Origin of the sequence: Alcanivorax sp. IL3, assembly GCF_047495465.1 — a bacterium.
Taxonomy (GTDB): domain Bacteria; phylum Pseudomonadota; class Gammaproteobacteria; order Pseudomonadales; family Alcanivoracaceae; genus Alcanivorax; species Alcanivorax jadensis.
In genome coordinates this window covers 812,257-827,683 of record NZ_CP179931.1, presented here as the reverse complement: position 1 = coordinate 827,683, position 15,427 = coordinate 812,257, and the positions used below count along the sequence as shown (strand labels likewise).

27 protein-coding genes are annotated in these 15,427 nt (G+C 54.7%); all 27 read right to left on the bottom strand.

Annotated features, from left to right (window positions below; all coding sequences use genetic code 11):
- Nucleotides 1–25: 25 nt before the first annotated feature.
- Nucleotides 26–142: a 50S ribosomal protein L36 gene (gene rpmJ, locus ACMG4M_RS03910; RefSeq protein ID WP_008928865.1), complete on the bottom strand. Its 117-nt coding sequence runs from the start codon at nucleotides 140–142 to the stop codon at nucleotides 26–28.
- Nucleotides 143–159: 17 nt separating this feature from the next.
- Entirely contained in the window at nucleotides 160–1,542 is a 1,383-nt protein-coding gene (secY, locus tag ACMG4M_RS03905) for a preprotein translocase subunit SecY (RefSeq protein ID WP_035249948.1), read from the bottom strand.
- An 11-nt stretch (nucleotides 1,543–1,553) separates the two neighbouring features.
- On the bottom strand, nucleotides 1,554–1,988 hold the full coding sequence (gene rplO, locus ACMG4M_RS03900; protein WP_035249946.1) for a 50S ribosomal protein L15: 435 nt from the start codon (nucleotides 1,986–1,988) through the stop codon (nucleotides 1,554–1,556).
- Nucleotides 1,989–1,991: 3 nt separating this feature from the next.
- A complete protein-coding gene (rpmD, locus tag ACMG4M_RS03895; RefSeq protein WP_035249943.1) occupies nucleotides 1,992–2,174 on the bottom strand; it encodes a 50S ribosomal protein L30 in 183 nt (60 codons plus the stop codon).
- Between the two features lie 23 nt (nucleotides 2,175–2,197).
- Complete coding sequence (gene rpsE / locus ACMG4M_RS03890; protein WP_035249941.1) at nucleotides 2,198–2,695, bottom strand: 30S ribosomal protein S5; 498 nt, start codon at nucleotides 2,693–2,695, stop codon at nucleotides 2,198–2,200.
- Nucleotides 2,696–2,707: 12 nt separating this feature from the next.
- The gene (gene rplR, locus ACMG4M_RS03885; protein WP_035249939.1) at nucleotides 2,708–3,058 is read right to left on the bottom strand and encodes a 50S ribosomal protein L18; all 351 of its coding nucleotides are present in this window, start codon (nucleotides 3,056–3,058) and stop codon (nucleotides 2,708–2,710) included.
- A 17-nt stretch (nucleotides 3,059–3,075) separates the two neighbouring features.
- Nucleotides 3,076–3,609 (bottom strand): 50S ribosomal protein L6, encoded by a 534-nt coding sequence (gene rplF / locus ACMG4M_RS03880; RefSeq protein ID WP_035249937.1) that lies wholly within the window; start codon nucleotides 3,607–3,609, stop codon nucleotides 3,076–3,078.
- Nucleotides 3,610–3,640: 31 nt separating this feature from the next.
- Complete coding sequence (gene rpsH / locus ACMG4M_RS03875) at nucleotides 3,641–4,033, bottom strand: 30S ribosomal protein S8 (RefSeq protein WP_035249936.1); 393 nt, start codon at nucleotides 4,031–4,033, stop codon at nucleotides 3,641–3,643.
- Between the two features lie 26 nt (nucleotides 4,034–4,059).
- Nucleotides 4,060–4,365, bottom strand: coding sequence for a 30S ribosomal protein S14 (gene rpsN, locus ACMG4M_RS03870; protein WP_035249935.1), 306 nt, complete (start codon nucleotides 4,363–4,365; stop codon nucleotides 4,060–4,062).
- Between the two features lie 11 nt (nucleotides 4,366–4,376).
- Nucleotides 4,377–4,916, bottom strand: a complete 540-nt coding sequence (rplE, locus tag ACMG4M_RS03865; RefSeq protein WP_035249934.1) for a 50S ribosomal protein L5 — start codon at nucleotides 4,914–4,916, stop codon at nucleotides 4,377–4,379.
- Between the two features lie 12 nt (nucleotides 4,917–4,928).
- The gene (gene rplX / locus ACMG4M_RS03860) at nucleotides 4,929–5,237 is read right to left on the bottom strand and encodes a 50S ribosomal protein L24 (protein WP_035249933.1); all 309 of its coding nucleotides are present in this window, start codon (nucleotides 5,235–5,237) and stop codon (nucleotides 4,929–4,931) included.
- 15 nt (nucleotides 5,238–5,252) lie between these two features.
- Complete coding sequence (gene rplN, locus ACMG4M_RS03855; RefSeq protein ID WP_022986486.1) at nucleotides 5,253–5,621, bottom strand: 50S ribosomal protein L14; 369 nt, start codon at nucleotides 5,619–5,621, stop codon at nucleotides 5,253–5,255.
- A gap of 50 nt (nucleotides 5,622–5,671) precedes the next feature.
- The gene (gene rpsQ, locus ACMG4M_RS03850) at nucleotides 5,672–5,938 is read right to left on the bottom strand and encodes a 30S ribosomal protein S17 (protein ID WP_035249932.1); all 267 of its coding nucleotides are present in this window, start codon (nucleotides 5,936–5,938) and stop codon (nucleotides 5,672–5,674) included.
- A 2-nt stretch (nucleotides 5,939–5,940) separates the two neighbouring features.
- A complete protein-coding gene (gene rpmC, locus ACMG4M_RS03845; protein ID WP_011587694.1) occupies nucleotides 5,941–6,132 on the bottom strand; it encodes a 50S ribosomal protein L29 in 192 nt (63 codons plus the stop codon).
- A 3-nt stretch (nucleotides 6,133–6,135) separates the two neighbouring features.
- On the bottom strand, nucleotides 6,136–6,549 hold the full coding sequence (gene rplP, locus ACMG4M_RS03840) for a 50S ribosomal protein L16 (protein ID WP_035249931.1): 414 nt from the start codon (nucleotides 6,547–6,549) through the stop codon (nucleotides 6,136–6,138).
- A gap of 13 nt (nucleotides 6,550–6,562) precedes the next feature.
- A complete protein-coding gene (rpsC, locus tag ACMG4M_RS03835) occupies nucleotides 6,563–7,261 on the bottom strand; it encodes a 30S ribosomal protein S3 (protein ID WP_035249930.1) in 699 nt (232 codons plus the stop codon).
- A 4-nt stretch (nucleotides 7,262–7,265) separates the two neighbouring features.
- Nucleotides 7,266–7,610 carry a 50S ribosomal protein L22 gene (gene rplV, locus ACMG4M_RS03830; protein WP_035249929.1) on the bottom strand — a complete coding sequence of 115 codons (345 nt, stop codon included), beginning with the start codon at nucleotides 7,608–7,610 and terminating at the stop codon, nucleotides 7,266–7,268.
- A gap of 10 nt (nucleotides 7,611–7,620) precedes the next feature.
- Nucleotides 7,621–7,896 carry a 30S ribosomal protein S19 gene (gene rpsS / locus ACMG4M_RS03825; RefSeq protein WP_035249928.1) on the bottom strand — a complete coding sequence of 92 codons (276 nt, stop codon included), beginning with the start codon at nucleotides 7,894–7,896 and terminating at the stop codon, nucleotides 7,621–7,623.
- A 22-nt stretch (nucleotides 7,897–7,918) separates the two neighbouring features.
- Entirely contained in the window at nucleotides 7,919–8,743 is an 825-nt protein-coding gene (gene rplB, locus ACMG4M_RS03820; RefSeq protein WP_035249927.1) for a 50S ribosomal protein L2, read from the bottom strand.
- Nucleotides 8,744–8,761: 18 nt separating this feature from the next.
- On the bottom strand, nucleotides 8,762–9,058 hold the full coding sequence (rplW, locus tag ACMG4M_RS03815; RefSeq protein WP_035249926.1) for a 50S ribosomal protein L23: 297 nt from the start codon (nucleotides 9,056–9,058) through the stop codon (nucleotides 8,762–8,764).
- Entirely contained in the window at nucleotides 9,055–9,657 is a 603-nt protein-coding gene (rplD, locus tag ACMG4M_RS03810; protein WP_035249925.1) for a 50S ribosomal protein L4, read from the bottom strand. Before rplD ends, rplW begins: the two co-directional genes overlap by 4 nt.
- A gap of 14 nt (nucleotides 9,658–9,671) precedes the next feature.
- Nucleotides 9,672–10,307, bottom strand: a complete 636-nt coding sequence (rplC, locus tag ACMG4M_RS03805; RefSeq protein ID WP_035249924.1) for a 50S ribosomal protein L3 — start codon at nucleotides 10,305–10,307, stop codon at nucleotides 9,672–9,674.
- A 43-nt stretch (nucleotides 10,308–10,350) separates the two neighbouring features.
- The gene (gene rpsJ, locus ACMG4M_RS03800) at nucleotides 10,351–10,662 is read right to left on the bottom strand and encodes a 30S ribosomal protein S10 (RefSeq protein WP_022986497.1); all 312 of its coding nucleotides are present in this window, start codon (nucleotides 10,660–10,662) and stop codon (nucleotides 10,351–10,353) included.
- 352 nt (nucleotides 10,663–11,014) lie between these two features.
- Entirely contained in the window at nucleotides 11,015–12,205 is a 1,191-nt protein-coding gene (tuf, locus tag ACMG4M_RS03795; protein WP_035250768.1) for an elongation factor Tu, read from the bottom strand.
- 32 nt (nucleotides 12,206–12,237) lie between these two features.
- Nucleotides 12,238–14,337, bottom strand: coding sequence for an elongation factor G (gene fusA / locus ACMG4M_RS03790; protein ID WP_035250679.1), 2,100 nt, complete (start codon nucleotides 14,335–14,337; stop codon nucleotides 12,238–12,240).
- Between the two features lie 78 nt (nucleotides 14,338–14,415).
- A complete protein-coding gene (rpsG, locus tag ACMG4M_RS03785) occupies nucleotides 14,416–14,886 on the bottom strand; it encodes a 30S ribosomal protein S7 (protein ID WP_035250676.1) in 471 nt (156 codons plus the stop codon).
- A 138-nt stretch (nucleotides 14,887–15,024) separates the two neighbouring features.
- Nucleotides 15,025–15,399: a 30S ribosomal protein S12 gene (gene rpsL / locus ACMG4M_RS03780; protein ID WP_035250673.1), complete on the bottom strand. Its 375-nt coding sequence runs from the start codon at nucleotides 15,397–15,399 to the stop codon at nucleotides 15,025–15,027.
- Between the last annotated feature and the right edge of the window lie 28 nt (nucleotides 15,400–15,427).

Here is a 15,427-nt window from a genome sequence, read left to right as displayed (position 1 = left end):
CAAACACTTAAAAGAAGACGTAACCTTAACCCTGGCGCTGCTTGTGCCGGGGTTCGGCACTGCAGATAACCATGACGCGACCCTTACGACGGATCACTTTGCAGTTTCGGCAGATCTTCTTCACAGAAGCCTGAACTTTCATCGCACTCGCCTCGTTCGTTAACGCACCAGACCGGTGCCACCATACCCTTTCAGGTTGGATTTCTTCATCAACTTCTCATACTGGGTGGACGTCAGGTGCGAATTAACCTGCGACCAGAAGTCCATCACTACCACCACTACAATCAGCAGGGAGGTGCCGCCCAGATAGAAAGGCACGTTGGCAACTGCTTGCAGACCCAGCGGCAGCAAGCACACCAGCGTCATGTATACCGAACCGATCAGGGTCAAACGTCCCATCACTGTGTCGATATAGCGAGCAGATTGCTCGCCCGGGCGAATACCCGGAATATAAGCGCCGGATTTCTTCAGGTTGTCGGCGACATCCTTCGGATTGAACACCAGCGCAGTATAAAAGTAGCAGAAGAACACGATTGCCAGGGTAAACAGCAAGATATATAGCGGCGTACCCGGCAGCAGAGCATCACTCACGTTTCTCAGTGCCTGGCCCCACCAGGAATCCGGATTGGAATCACTGAACCACTGGGTCAGTGAAGCCGGAAATAGCAAAATGGAGCTGGCAAAGATAGCCGGAATAACACCTGCCATGTTCACCTTCAGCGGCAGATGACTCTGCTGCGCTGCGTACACACGACGTCCCTGCTGACGACGGGCATAATTCACCGTAATACGGCGCTGTCCACGCTCCATGAAGACCACCCCGAAAATCACGGCGAGGGCCACCAGGAACACAAACAACATCATGATCAGACTCAGGTCACCAGTACGTGCAGACTCAAAGGTCTGTGCAATGGCGCCAGGCAGGCCTGACACGATAGAAGCGAAGATCAGCATGGAAATGCCATTGCCGATACCACGCTCGGTAATCTGCTCACCCAACCACATCAGGAATACGGTACCGGTCAGCAAGGTGGTTACAGCGACAAAATAGAAGCTTGCAACCTGCATAGTGCTGGCCGTTTCCGGCAACAGCGTAATGCCCTGGCTGTTCAGTCCGGCCACCATGCCGAAAGACTGGATGCCACCCAGAACCACCGTCAGATAACGGGTGTACTGGGTTATCTTGCGCCGACCCTGTTCGCCTTCCTTTCGGAGCTGCTCCAGGGTGGGCACCACTGCTGTCATCAGCTGAATCACGATGCTGGCAGTAATGTAGGGCATGATGCCCAACGCAAAAATACTCATGCGTTCCAGGGAACCCCCGGAAAACATGTTGAACAGGCCAAGAATGGTGTCCCGGTTGTTGTTGAACATCTGTTGCAACGCTTCCGGGTTCATGCCCGGGACCGGGATGTGTGCCCCGATCCGGAACACCACCAGGGCGCCCAACAGAAAACCGATACGCCGCCACAGCTCACGCATTGCGCTGCTGTCAGCTTTGGGCGGACCACCATTCAGTGTCTGAGCGCGATTCTTCGCCATAAAGCGCTGCCTTATTCTTCGACTTTACCGCCAGCTTTTTCGACCGCTTCACGGGCGCCTTTGCTGATCGCTACGCCGCGAATGGTCACTGCACGGTCGATTTCACCCTGCAGAACAATCTTGGCGCGCTTCATGTCACGACGCACAACATTGGCTGCTTTGAGGGCGGCCAGGTCAATCACGTCGCCGTCAACTTTGGCAAGTTCGGCCAGGCGAACTTCCGCGGTGCCCATAGCCAGCTTGGACGTGAAACCGAACTTCGGCACACGACGCTGCAACGGCATTTGGCCACCCTCGAAACCGGGCTTCACAGTACCGCCGGAACGGGACTTCTGACCCTTGTGGCCGCGACCACCGGTCTTGCCCAGGCCGGAGCCGATACCACGACCAACGCGCTTGGCGTCCGGACGGGAACCTTCAGCGGGATGCAGATCATTCAGACGCATCACTTATTCTCCCTCTACCTGCACCAGATACGCGACCTTGTTGATCATGCCGCGTACTGCCGGGGTATCTTCAACTTCCACAGTGTGGCCAATGCGGCGCAGACCGAGACCGCGCACAGAGGCCCTATGCTTTTCCAGCCGGCCGTTGATGCTCTTAACCAGCTTTACCTTGATCTTATCAGCCATCGTAACGATTCCGTTATCTGCGCTTAGTTCAGAATGTCTTCGACAGACTTGCCACGCTTGGCAGCCACAGACTCCGGAGAAGCCATGGACTTCAGGCCATTGAAAGTAGCCCGAACCACGTTTACCGGATTGGTGGAGCCATAACACTTGGCCAGTACATTCTGAACGCCTGCGACTTCCAGCACGGCGCGCATGGCACCGCCGGCAATTACACCGGTACCGTCATCGGCCGGCTGCATATACACCTTGGAGGCACCGTGACGGGCCTTCATGGGGTGCTGGATGGTGGTGCCATTCAGCTCCACCTGAATCATGTTGCGGCGGGCAGCTTCCAGGGCTTTCTGGATAGCGGCAGGCACTTCACGGGCCTTACCACGACCAAAGCCGACCTTACCCTTGCCGTCACCCACTACGGTCAACGCGGTAAAACCGAAAATACGGCCGCCTTTAACAACTTTAGCAACCCGGTTTACCTGAACCAGCTTTTCCTGCAGACCTTCGTTGGGATCAACCTTCGCCATAACCAAGCACCCTTAGAATTCAAGACCGTTTTCACGCGCGGCATCCGCCAGCGCTTTAACACGGCCGTGATATTTGAAACCAGAACGGTCAAAGGCTACGCGCTCAATGCCCGCTTCCTTGGCACGCTGAGCAATCAGCTGGCCAACTTTAACCGCTGCGTCAGCATTGCCCGTCGCGTCTGCACGCAGGTCTTTTTCGACCGTGCTTGCAGATGCCAGCACCTGGTCACCAGCGACAGAGATCACCTGCGCATAAATATGACGCGGGGTACGATGTACGCAAAGGCGAACTTCGCCCAACTCGCGAATCTTCAGGCGAGTGCGCTTGGCCCTGCGTAGACGTGAAACTTTTTTGTCTTTCATGGCATCAATCTCGACAATTATTTCTTCTTGGCTTCCTTACGGCGCACTTGCTCATCAGCATAGCGCACCCCTTTGCCCTTGTAGGGCTCAGGCGGACGGAAGGCCCGAACATTGGCAGCAACCTGACCAACCAGCTGCTTATCAATGCCTTTAATGACAATTTCGGTCTGGCTCGGGGTTTCAACGGTAATCCCTTCGGGCAACTCGAAAGCTACCGGATGGGAGAAACCGAGGGTCAGGTTCAGTACCTTGCCCTGAGCCTGCGCGCGATAACCCACGCCGAGGAGCTGAAGCTTACGCTCGAACCCTTCGGCAACGCCAGTCACCATGTTATTCAGCAGAGCACGCGAAGTTCCTGCCAACGCCCATGCCTTCTGGGAATCATCGTGCGGCTTAACAGATACCACACCGTCATCCAGGGACACGGCTACCAGCTCGTGTACTTCGTGCTCCAGGCTGCCTTTGCCACCTTTAACGGTGACTTTCTGGCCGTCGACTTTGACTTCGACGCCCTTCGGCAGATTTACCGGACTTTTAGCTACTCTAGACATTGCTGCACCTAACCCGTCTACGCCACTTCTGTTAGGACACTTCGCAGATCAGCTCGCCACCAACATTGGCTTTGCGCGCTGCGCGGTCAGAAATAATGCCCTGATTGGTGGATACGATCATGATACCCAGGCCACCTTTGACCTTAGGAATCTCACCCGCGGCCTTGTAGACCCGCAGACCAGGACGACTTACCCGTTTGATAGTGTCAATCACCGGGCTGCCTTCGAAATACTTAAGCTCAACCGTCATTACCGGTTTCTTGTCATCGCTGATCTTGTAATCAGCAATGAAGCCCTCTTCCTTCAGTACTTTGGCTACAGCTTCCTTTGCCTTGGAGGCAGGAATCTCGACCTGTACTTTCTCGGCCATCTGGGCGTTACGGATACGAGTTAACATATCCGCCATGGTATCTTGCATGCTCATGCCGCAATCGCTCCGCTTAACTTTGCTTACCAGCTGGCTTTAACCAGACCGGGAACATCACCGCGCATCGCTGCTTCACGCAGCTTGATCCGGCTCAGGCCGAACTTGCGGTAGTAGCCGTGCGGACGACCGGTGATACGACAGCGATTACGCTGACGAACCGGGGAAGAATCGCGCGGCAATTTTTGCAGCTGAAGCTGAGCATCCCACTTCGCTTCAGGTTCTGCATTGGGATCCTGGATAATCGCCTTAAGCGCTGCACGCTTGGCGGCAAAACGCTTAACCAGCTTAGCGCGTTTTGCTTCCCGGTTTTTCATGGATTCTTTAGCCATGATAAATCCTCTTAGCCCTTCAGCGGGAAGTTGAAGGCGCGCAGCAGCGCCCGTGCTTGATCGTCGCTTTTCGCTGTGGTGGTAATGGTGATATCCATACCACGCAGCTTGTCGACTTTATCGAAATCAATTTCCGGAAATACGATCTGCTCGCGCAGCCCCATGGAATAATTACCACGGCCGTCAAAGGATTTCGGATTCAGACCACGGAAGTCGCGAATACGCGGAATGGCGATAGAAACCAGACGCTCGAGGAATTCATACATTCTCTCGCCACGCAGGGTTACCTTACAGCCAATCGGCCAACCTTCACGGATCTTGAAGCCTGCTACAGACTTGCGCGCGTTGGTTACCAGGGGCTTCTGACCAGAAATTGCAGTCATGTCCGCCAGGGCACCATCCATCGCCTTACGATCCGCGGAAGCTTCACCAACACCCATATTCAGGGTGATCTTGGTGATCTTTGGCACTTCCATGATATTACCGAGGCCAAGCTCTTCTTTCAGCTTGGGCACGATGTCGTTTTGATAAATCTTTTTCAGATCACTCATGGGTCACCTAACCTACAGCGTTTCGCCGTTGGACTTGAAGAAACGCACTTTGTTGCCGTCTTCAAAACGGAAGCCCACACGATCCGCTTTCTGCGTCTTGGGGTTCCAGATGGCAACGTTGGAAGCGTTTAGCGATGCTTCCTGTTCTACGATGCCGCCTTGAGTACCACGGTTAGGATTGGCTTTAACATGTTTCTTAACCATGTTGACGCCAGCAACGATGAGGCGGCCATTGTCCAAAACCTGCTGAACAGAGCCACGCTTACCTTTGTCCTTTCCCGCAATTACGATGACTTCGTCATCACGCTTAATCTTGAGCATTACCTTCACCCGCCTTTACAGAACTTCAGGTGCCAGGGAGATGATCTTCATAAACTGCTCGGTACGCAGCTCCCGCGTTACCGGGCCGAAGATCCGGGTACCGATCGGTGCTTTATTGTTGTTCAAAAGCACCGCGGCGTTTTCGTCGAAACGAATCAGTGAACCGTCTGGACGACGCACACCCTTACGGGTACGCACGACCACAGCGGTCATTACATCACCTTTCTTTACACGGCCGCGCGGAATTGCTTCCTTCACTGTGACCTTGATGATGTCACCAATGCCTGCATAGCGGCGGTGAGAACCGCCCAGCACTTTGATGCACTGTACCCGACGGGCGCCGCTGTTATCGGCGACTTCGAGCATGCTTTCGGTCTGAATCATCGCTAAATCTCTCCAACTCTGCCTTTACAGGCAGCCACAGCAACGGTCCGTCAGGCTTCGTTCGCCTGTTCAACTACGTTTACCAGCATCCAGGTCTTGCGCTTGGACAGCGGCCGGCACTCCTCAATGGTGACCAAGTCACCTTCACGACACGTATTTTCTTCATCATGCGCCATCAGTTTCGTGGAACGCTTGATAATCTTGCCGTAAATCGGGTGCTGGACCCGGCGCTCTACCAACACAGTGATAGTTTTGTCACCTTTATTAGAGATGACTTTGCCGGTAGCGGTCCGGCGCATTGTATTCGCCTCTGCCATGACTAGTTACCCTGCTTCTCTCTCAGAATGGTCTTAACGCGCGCAATATTGCGGCGAACCGTCCCAAGCTCATGGGTTTTAGAAATCTGACCGGACGCGCTCTTCATACGCAGCTTGAATTGTTCTTCAAGCAGCTCGATTTGCGTCTGCTGCAGCTCTTCGACACTCTTTTCTTTCAGCTCGCTCGCTTTCATGGCTTACATCACCGTCCGAGTAACGACACGGGTGCTTACCGGCAGCTTGGCCGCGGCCAGACGGAACGCTTCACGCGCAACGTCTTCTGACACACCTTCCATTTCGTAAAGCATCTTGCCCGGTTGAATCTGGGCTACCCAATACTCTACAGAACCCTTACCTTTACCCATCCGCACTTCAAGAGGCTTCTTGGTAATCGGCTTGTCCGGGAAAACCCGGATCCAAATCTTACCACCACGTTTGATGTGGCGGGTCATTGCACGACGGGCTGCTTCGATCTGGCGCGCAGTAATACGGCCACGACCGGTAGCTTGCAGTCCAATAGTGCCAAAAGACACTTTGCTGCCCCGCTGTGCCAGGCCGCGGTTACGGCCCTTCATCACTTTCCGGAATTTGGTACGCTTCGGCTGCAACATCGTTCGTTACCCTTTAACCGCGGCCGCGCTTCTTCGCGCCCTTGGACTGCTTCTGCTGCTCTTCCTTCTGAACCTGCTCCATGCCACCAAGCACTTCGCCACGGAAGATCCACACCTTGATACCGATAGTGCCGTACGTAGTTTCAGCACGTACGCTTGCGTAATCGATGTCGGCACGCAAAGTATGCAGAGGCACTCGGCCTTCGCGGTACCATTCGGTACGCGCAATTTCTGCACCACCCAGACGACCGGACAGCTGAATCCTGATACCTTCAGCACCGGACTTCATGGCGTTCTGAACCGCACGCTTCATGGCGCGACGAAACATCACTCGGCGCTCCAGCTGACCAGCGACATTGTCGCCTACCAGACGCGCATCCAGGTCGGGCTTGCGCACTTCCTCGATGTTGATGTGAACTGGCACACCCATCTGGGCGGCCACATCGCGGCGCAGGCGTTCGACATCTTCGCCTTTCTTACCAATCACGATGCCCGGTCGAGCAGTAGCAATAGTGATGCGCACGTTCTCTGACGGACGCTCAATCTTGATACGACTCACCGACGCATTCTTCAAACGCTTAAACAGGAACTCTCGTACCTGCAGGTCGGTAACCAGGCAGTCTGCGTAAGACTTCGGTCCGGCATACCAAAGCGAGTTGTGCTCTTTGACAATGCCAAGGCGAATACCGACCGGATGAACTTTCTGACCCATCTGGTTACTCCTGACCTTCTGAGACTTTCACAGTAATGTGGCAAGTACGCTTGAGGATTCGGTCAGCGCGGCCTTTGGCGCGCGGACGAATACGCTTCATGGTCATGCCTTCATCCACGCAAATCGTGGACACCTTCAGCTCATCAACGTCAGCGCCGTCGTTGTTTTCCGCATTTGCAATCGCGGACTCCAGCACTTTCTTAACGATTTTTGCCGCCTTCTTCGGGCTGAATTCCAGAAGATTCAGCGCCTTCTCGACTTCCAGGCCTCGGACCTGGTCCGCTACGAGGCGGGCTTTCTGAGCCGAAATTCTTGCGCCGCGCAGACGGGCTGCAACTTCAGTAGCCATGGCTGTCACCTTATCGCTTAGCCTTTTTGTCCACGATATGCCCGCGGTAGGTGCGGGTCAGGGCGAATTCGCCCAACTTGTGGCCCACCATGTGCTCGGTAACCATTACCGGTACATGCTGTTTGCCGTTATGCACAGCAATTGTCAGACCCACCATCTCCGGAACAATCATGGAGCGACGGGACCAGGTTTTAATCGGCTTACGGGAGCCGGCTTCCACCGCATCTTCCACCTTGCTTAGCAGGTGGTGATCCACAAAAGGACCTTTTTTCAGTGAACGTGGCACAGCCTGAACCTCTCTTTATCCCTTACTTACGACGGTCACGCACAATCATTTTGGTCGTGCGCTTGTTTGTACGGGTCTTGTAGCCCTTGGTCGGAACACCCCAGGGTGTTACCGGATGACGGCCACCAGAAGAGCGCCCTTCACCACCACCATGTGGATGGTCGACCGGGTTCATCGCCGCACCGCGAACAGTGGGTCGAACACCCCGCCAGCGCGTTGCACCCGCTTTACCCAGTGAGCGCAAACTATGCTCACTGTTGGATACTGCACCGATGGTGGCCTTGCAGTCAGCATGCACCTTGCGCATTTCGCCGGAGCGAAGACGCAGGGTTACGTACTGGCCGTCTTTCGCCAGAACCTGCACGGATGTCCCTGCAGAACGAGCGATTTGACCACCTTTACCAGGCTTCATTTCCACATTGTGGACAGTGGAACCCAGCGGAATATTACGCAGCGGCAAGGCGTTACCCAGCTTGATCGGCGCATCTTCGCCGGACTGGATACGGTCTTCCGCTTGCAGGCCCTTGGGGGCCAAAATGTAACGTCGCTCACCGTCAAGGTACTTAACCAGCGCAATGTGCGCAGAACGGTTCGGATCGTATTCCAGGCGCTCAACAATGCCTACAACACCGTCCTTATTGCGACGGAAGTCGACCAAGCGATATTTCTGCTTGTGACCACCGCCTTTATGACGAGTGGTGATACGACCATTGTTGTTACGACCACCGTTTTTGCTCTTGGCTTCCAACAGCGGCGCGTAGGGAGCACCTTTATGCAGATCTTCGTTGACCACCTTGACTACAAAGCGGCGGCCCGGAGAAGTCGGCTTGCACTTTACAATCGCCATTATTCCTTACTCCCTTCCTTACTCTGCGCCCAGGAAGTCAATGTCCTGGCCTTCCTCAAGGGAAACATAGGCCTTCTTCCAGTCAGCGCGCTTACCAGCTACGCGACCAAAGAATTTGGACTTGCCTTTCATGTTGGCGGTACGAACAGCCTTCACTTTCACTTCAAAAAGGGCTTCAACTGCCTTTTTGATTTCCAGCTTGTTCGCATCTTTAGCCACTTTAAACACGAAGGTGCCATTCTGATCGGCAAGAACTGTTGCCTTCTCAGAAACGTGCGCAGCACGCAGCACTTTCAAAATACGTTCCTGGTTCATGCCAGCGCCTCCTCAAGCTTCTTAAGAGCCGGCACAGTAACGAGCACCTTCTCGAAAGCAATCAGGCTCACCGGATCAACGCCGTCAGCATCACGCACGTCGACTTTAGGCAGATTGCGCGAACCCAGATACAGGTTCTCGTCAACGCTGTCAGTCACGATCAGGACGTTAGTCAGATCCAGCTCTTTCAGCTTGGCTGCTACAGCCTTGGTCTTCGGCTCGTCTACGGTGAATTCATCCACCACAATCAGACGCTCCTGGCGAACCAGCTCAGACATGATGCACTGCAGCGCACCACGGTACATTTTACGGTTCACTTTCTGAGAGTGATCACGCGGTACCGCTGCAAATGTCTTGCCGCCGCCACGCCAGATCGGGCTACGAATCGTACCAGCACGGGCACGACCAGTCCCTTTTTGACGCCACGGCTTACGGCCACCACCACTCACATCAGAGCGGTTTTTCTGTGCCTTGGTCCCCTGACGGGCACCAGCCAGAAACGCAGTCACAACCTGATGAACCAGAGGCTCGTTAAAGTCCTTGCCGAAGGCGACTTCGGAAACGGTAACGGTACCTCCAGAGGCAGTATTGAGATTCATCCTCTATTCCTCTTTCAGGCCTTCGCCTTCACTGCCAGACGCACGATCACATCACCACCGGTAGCACCGGGGACCGCACCTTTAACCAGCAACAGATTCTTTTCAGCATCTACGCGAACCACTTCCAGATTCTGGACAGTGACGCGCTCAGCACCCATATGGCCAGCCATCTTCTTGCCTTTGAATACGCGGCCCGGAGTCTGGTTTTGACCAATGGAACCCGGAGCACGATGAGACAAGGAGTTACCGTGGGTCATGTCCTGGGTGCTGAAGTTCCAGCGCTTCACGCCACCAGCAAAACCCTTACCTTTGGAAGTGCCGGTCACATCAATCATCTGACCTGCTTCAAACCCTTCGACGGTTACTTCAGAACCCGGCTGCAGCTCACCAGCCTCAGCACGGAATTCCCAAACGCCACGGCCCGCTTCTACACCAGCTTTCGCGAAATGACCGGCTTGCGCCTTGGTCACGCGGCTGGCACGGCGCTCACCGACCGTAACTTGCACGGCCTGGTAGCCATCTGATTCTTCGGCCTTGAGCTGGGAGACCCGATTTGGGGTCACTTCGATGACAGTCACGGGAACACTGATACCTTCCTCAGTGAAAACCCGAGTCATCCCACATTTCCGACCGATCACACCAATCGCCATTGTTTACCTCTTCACAACCTGTCGCGGTAATACCCGCCCGTTGTTAACCCAGGCTGATCTGCACATCCACACCAGCAGCCAGATCCAGCTTCATCAGCGCATCCACGGTTTTATCCGTAGGCTCGACGATGTCCACCAGCCGCTTGTGGGTGCGGATCTCATACTGATCTCGCGCGTCTTTATTTACGTGCGGAGAGATCAGCACTGTAAAGCGTTCTTTACGCGTCGGCAGCGGGATAGGACCCGTCACTTGCGCGCCTGTCCGTTTGGCCGTATCCACGATCTCTTGGGCGGACTGATCAATCAGACGATGATCAAAGGCCTTGAGCCGGATGCGGATTCTTTGGTTAGCCATAGCTAACAAACTCCAGACTGTTTCGAACCATATTTATATGGCAAAAAGCCCACTTACCTAATCGCTTATGGATAGGTCAGTGGTGTCAAAACAAGCCCGGGAACAATGCCCCGGTTGGTACTGCTCGTAAGCAGGGCGCAGATAGTAGCCATTCCCCCCGGGCATTGCAAGGGCCTTTTGCCCCAAATCCGGGAAATCCAGCAAAAAAGTGAAAATAAAGAACTATTTGCTCTTCTACCCACTCCTCTACCCGCTCCCGGCATCCCGAGAGCACGCCGGCACACGCCCAAAGGCCTGACACCAGCATCAAACAGGGGCCGCCAGGCGGCCCCTATTTACACCAAGAAAGAACTTACTCGGTGATTTTGGCAACCACACCGGCGCCAACGGTACGACCACCTTCGCGAATAGCGAAGCGCAGGCCGTCTTCCATGGCGATCGGAGCGATCAGCTCAACGTCCATTTGCACGTTGTCGCCCGGCATTACCATTTCGGTACCTTCCGGCAGGGTACAAGCACCCGTTACGTCAGTGGTACGGAAGTAGAACTGCGGACGGTAGCCATTGAAGAACGGAGTATGGCGACCACCTTCGTCCTTGCTCAGCACGTACACCTCAGCGATAAACTTGGTGTGCGGCTTGATGGAACCCGGCTTGGCCAGAACCTGACCACGCTCAACGTCATCACGCTTGGTACCACGCAGCAGAACACCAACGTTCTCGCCTGCACGACCTTCGTCGAGCAGTTTGCGGAACATTTCCACACCGGTACAGGTGGTCTTGGTGGTGTCGTGGATACCGACGATCTCGATTTCCTCGCCCACCTTGATGATGCCACGCTCTACACGGCCGGTTACTACGGTACCGCGACCAGAGATGGAGAATACGTCTTCGATCGGCATCAGGAACGGCTGATCGACAGCACGCTCCGGCTCCGGGATGTACTCGTCCAGGCACTCAACCAGTTTCTGCACGGCAGGCATGCCGATTTCGCTGGTATCGCCTTCCAGTGCCTTCAGGGCAGAGCCCTTGATGATCGGCGTGTCGTCGCCCGGGAAGTCATAGTCGCTCAGCAGTTCGCGAACTTCCATTTCCACCAGCTCGAGCAGCTCTTCATCGTCAACCATGTCCGCTTTGTTCAGGAACACAACGATGTAAGGTACGCCAACCTGACGGGACAGCAGGATGTGCTCGCGGGTCTGCGGCATCGGGCCGTCAGCGGCGGAACATACCAGGATCGCACCGTCCATCTGCGCGGCACCGGTGATCATGTTTTTCACATAATCAGCGTGACCAGGGCAATCTACGTGGGCGTAGTGACGAGTCGGGGAATCGTATTCCACGTGAGAAGTTGCAATAGTGATACCACGCTCACGCTCTTCCGGGGCATTATCAATACCATCGAAAGCAATGGCGCTACCGCCCCAAACTTCTGCACACACGCGGGTCAGCGCGGCGGTCAGAGTGGTTTTACCATGGTCAACGTGACCAATGGTGCCTACGTTTACGTGCGGTTTATTACGTTCGAACTTTTCCTTTGCCACGGCTCAATACCTTTAACAAATTAACCGTAAATTTAAGATTTCTTGCCGCTGATGACTTCATCAGCGATATTCTTCGGTGCCTCAGCGTACTTCAGGAACTCCATGGAGTAACTGGCACGCCCCTGAGACATGGAACGCAGATCAGTAGCGTAACCGAACATTTCAGACAACGGCACCTCGGCACGAATAATCTTGCCGGCCATGGTGTCTTCCATGCCCTGAACGATACCGCGACGACGGTTAAGGTCGCCCATGACGTCACCCATGTAGTCTTCCGGAGTTACCGCTTCTACCTTCATCATCGGCTCAAGCAGTACCGCACCGGCCTCTTTCGCTGCGTTCTTAACAGCCAGAGCACCCGCCATGCGGAAAGCGTTTTCGTTGGAATCCACCTCATGGTAGGAACCATCGTAAAGGGTCGCCTTCACACCAAGGATCGGATAACCAGCAAGCACACCGGACTGCAGCTGCTCGTCGATACCTTTCTGGACTGCACCGAAGTATTCTTTGGGTACAGAACCACCATGGATCTGTTCCACGAATTGGAACTCTTCGTCACGATCGATAGGCTCAAACTTCACCTTCACGTGACCATACTGACCACGACCACCGGACTGCTTGACGAACTTACCTTCCACATCGGCAGCACGGGTAAAGGTTTCACGGTAGGCAACCTGCGGCGCACCGATATTGGCTTCAACCTTGAATTCGCGCTTCATACGATCCACGAGAATATCCAGGTGCAGCTCACCCATACCAGAGATGATGGTCTGACCAGTCTCTTCGTCGGTTTTCACACGGAAAGACGGATCTTCCTGAGCCAGACGACCCAGCGCCAGACCCATTTTTTCCTGGTCGGCTTTGGACTTCGGCTCTACCGCAACAGAGATTACCGGATCCGGGAATTCCATACGCTCCAGCACGATCGGCTTGTTCAGATCGCACAGGGTGTCACCGGTAGTAATATCTTTCAGGCCCACACAGGCAGCGATATCGCCAGCCAGAACCTGCTTGATCTCTTCACGGCTGTTGGCATGCATCTGCAGCAGACGCCCTACTCGCTCTTTCTTTTCGCGCACAGAGTTCAGCACGCTATCACCGGAGTTCAAGATGCCAGAGTAAACACGAATGAAGGTCAGAGAACCCACAAACGGGTCGGTGGCGATTTTGAATGCCAGCGCAGAGAACGGTTCGTCGTCAGCAGACTTACGTGACTCAACGGTTTCCCCATCCGGCAAAACACCCTGAATCGCTTTCACTTCATCGGGCGCCGGCAGGAATTCGACAACGGCATCCAGAAGTGCCTGCACACCCTTATTCTTGAACGCAGAGCCACACAAGCCAAGAACGATTTCATTAGCCAGAACCTGCTGACGCAGACCCGCCTTGATTTCGTCGTTGGTGAGTTCGCCGTTATCCAGATACTTTTCCATCAGCTCTTCAGAGCCTTCGGCGGCCGCTTCAGCCATCTGCTCGCGCAGCTCGTCACAGCGGGCCTGGATGTCTTCCGGGATGTCCCTCTCTTCGTAGGTCACACCCATGTCTTCCTCATTCCAGAAGATAGCTTTCATCCGGATCAGGTCGACAACACCCTTGAACTCATCTTCTGCGCCAATGTTGTACTGGATCGGCACAACCTTGGCACCCAGACGCTTGCGAATCTGCTCGCACACGGAATCAAAGTTCGCCCCAGCGCGGTCCATTTTGTTAACGAACACGATGCGCGGTACTTCGTACTTGTTGGCCTGACGCCATACAGTCTCGGACTGAGGCTCAACACCGGAGGACGCGCAGAACACCACAACGGCACCATCCAGTACACGCAGGGAACGCTCTACCTCAATGGTAAAGTCCACGTGCCCGGGAGTATCAATGATGTTGATACGATGCTGGTCGTACTGCTTGTCCATGCCCTGCCAGAAGGTGGTGGTCGCAGCGGAGGTAATGGTAATACCACGCTCCTGCTCCTGCTCCATCCAGTCCATGGTGGCAGCACCGTCATGCACTTCACCAATTTTGTGGGAAATACCGGTGTAGAAAAGAACACGCTCGGTGGTGGTAGTTTTACCCGCATCTACGTGGGCGCAGATACCGATATTACGATAGCGATTGAGAGGAGTCTTACGTGCCACGCGGCTAACCTCGATTCACTGATTCAAATATAGAAACCGGCCTGATCATAGGCCGGTTTCACTCGACTGCCTTCTGCCTTAGAAGCGGAAGTGAGAGAAGGCCTTGTTAGCCTCGGCCATGCGATGCACGTCTTCACGCTTCTTCATCGCGGAGCCCTTGCCTTCGGCGGCATCCATCACTTCGCCGGCCAGACGGGCAGGCATGCTCTTCTCGCCACGCTTACGGGCAGCGTCTACCAACCAACGCATTGCCAGAGCAGTACGACGGCTGGGACGAACTTCAACAGGAACCTGGTAAGTGGCACCACCAACACGGCGGCTCTTTACCTCAACGGCAGGACGGATATTGTCCAGCGCCTTCTCGAACATCTCCAGGGAATCAGCCCCTTTGCGTTCGGCAATGATGTCCAGAGCGCCATAAACAATACGCTCGGACACAGATTTCTTACCACTAACCATTACGTGGTTCATGAACTTGGCCAGAATCTGGCTTCCAAACTTCGGATCCGGGAGGATCTCACGTTTGGCGACAACGCGACGTCTTGGCATCGGATGTGTTCCTCTAATGTTCCCGCTTAGGGCGGGGAAATCTTCAGGTAATTCCGGAACGGCATACCGTCCGGACCTTACTCATCCCTCCGCAGCCATACAGCTGCGGCATTCAGAAAAGGGGCTCGGTTACTTCAATTACTTCTTGGGACGCTTGGCGCCATACTTGGAGCGACGCTGCTTGCGATCCTGCACACCTGCCGTATCCAGAGTTCCACGAACAGTGTGGTAGCGCACACCGGGAAGGTCTTTTACACGACCGCCACGGATCAGTACTACGGAGTGCTCCTGCAGGTTATGACCTTCACCACCGATGTAGGAAGATACTTCATAACCATTGGTCAGACGCACACGACACACTTTACGCAGTGCGGAGTTCGGCTTCTTCGGAGTAGTGGTATACACCCGAGTGCAAACGCCGCGACGCTGGGGGCAGCCCTGCAGGGCTACGGAGTCGCTCTTTTCTACCTTGCTTCTGCGCGGTTTGCGCACCAGCTGGTTTACAGTTGCCATGAAACTACTGCCTCACGCTTACAGTTCT

What these genes read in the sequence shown, in the direction of transcription:
- rpmJ (WP_008928865.1), bottom strand. Translation starts at nt 142, where the DNA reads ATGAAAGTTCAGGCTTCTGTGAAGAAGATCTGCCGAAACTGCAAAGTG.
- secY (WP_035249948.1), bottom strand. Translation starts at nt 1,542, where the DNA reads ATGGCGAAGAATCGCGCTCAGACACTGAATGGTGGTCCGCCCAAAGCT.
- rplO (WP_035249946.1), bottom strand. Translation starts at nt 1,988, where the DNA reads ATGCGTCTGAATGATCTGCATCCCGCTGAAGGTTCCCGTCCGGACGCC.
- rpmD (WP_035249943.1), bottom strand. Translation starts at nt 2,174, where the DNA reads ATGGCTGATAAGATCAAGGTAAAGCTGGTTAAGAGCATCAACGGCCGG.
- rpsE (WP_035249941.1), bottom strand. Translation starts at nt 2,695, where the DNA reads ATGGCGAAGGTTGATCCCAACGAAGGTCTGCAGGAAAAGCTGGTTCAG.
- rplR (WP_035249939.1), bottom strand. Translation starts at nt 3,058, where the DNA reads ATGAAAGACAAAAAAGTTTCACGTCTACGCAGGGCCAAGCGCACTCGC.
- rplF (WP_035249937.1), bottom strand. Translation starts at nt 3,609, where the DNA reads ATGTCTAGAGTAGCTAAAAGTCCGGTAAATCTGCCGAAGGGCGTCGAA.
- rpsH (WP_035249936.1), bottom strand. Translation starts at nt 4,033, where the DNA reads ATGAGCATGCAAGATACCATGGCGGATATGTTAACTCGTATCCGTAAC.
- rpsN (WP_035249935.1), bottom strand. Translation starts at nt 4,365, where the DNA reads ATGGCTAAAGAATCCATGAAAAACCGGGAAGCAAAACGCGCTAAGCTG.
- rplE (WP_035249934.1), bottom strand. Translation starts at nt 4,916, where the DNA reads ATGAGTGATCTGAAAAAGATTTATCAAAACGACATCGTGCCCAAGCTG.
- rplX (WP_035249933.1), bottom strand. Translation starts at nt 5,237, where the DNA reads ATGCTCAAGATTAAGCGTGATGACGAAGTCATCGTAATTGCGGGAAAG.
- rplN (WP_022986486.1), bottom strand. Translation starts at nt 5,621, where the DNA reads ATGATTCAGACCGAAAGCATGCTCGAAGTCGCCGATAACAGCGGCGCC.
- rpsQ (WP_035249932.1), bottom strand. Translation starts at nt 5,938, where the DNA reads ATGGCAGAGGCGAATACAATGCGCCGGACCGCTACCGGCAAAGTCATC.
- rpmC (WP_011587694.1), bottom strand. Translation starts at nt 6,132, where the DNA reads ATGAAAGCGAGCGAGCTGAAAGAAAAGAGTGTCGAAGAGCTGCAGCAG.
- rplP (WP_035249931.1), bottom strand. Translation starts at nt 6,549, where the DNA reads ATGTTGCAGCCGAAGCGTACCAAATTCCGGAAAGTGATGAAGGGCCGT.
- rpsC (WP_035249930.1), bottom strand. Translation starts at nt 7,261, where the DNA reads ATGGGTCAGAAAGTTCATCCGGTCGGTATTCGCCTTGGCATTGTCAAA.
- rplV (WP_035249929.1), bottom strand. Translation starts at nt 7,610, where the DNA reads ATGGCTACTGAAGTTGCAGCCCGTCTGCGCGGCGCAAGAATTTCGGCT.
- rplB (WP_035249927.1), bottom strand. Translation starts at nt 8,743, where the DNA reads ATGGCGATTGTAAAGTGCAAGCCGACTTCTCCGGGCCGCCGCTTTGTA.
- rplW (WP_035249926.1), bottom strand. Translation starts at nt 9,058, where the DNA reads ATGAACCAGGAACGTATTTTGAAAGTGCTGCGTGCTGCGCACGTTTCT.
- rplD (WP_035249925.1), bottom strand. Translation starts at nt 9,657, where the DNA reads ATGAATCTCAATACTGCCTCTGGAGGTACCGTTACCGTTTCCGAAGTC.
- rplC (WP_035249924.1), bottom strand. Translation starts at nt 10,307, where the DNA reads ATGGCGATTGGTGTGATCGGTCGGAAATGTGGGATGACTCGGGTTTTC.
- rpsJ (WP_022986497.1), bottom strand. Translation starts at nt 10,662, where the DNA reads ATGGCTAACCAAAGAATCCGCATCCGGCTCAAGGCCTTTGATCATCGT.
- rpsG (WP_035250676.1), bottom strand. Translation starts at nt 14,886, where the DNA reads ATGCCAAGACGTCGCGTTGTCGCCAAACGTGAGATCCTCCCGGATCCG.
- rpsL (WP_035250673.1), bottom strand. Translation starts at nt 15,399, where the DNA reads ATGGCAACTGTAAACCAGCTGGTGCGCAAACCGCGCAGAAGCAAGGTA.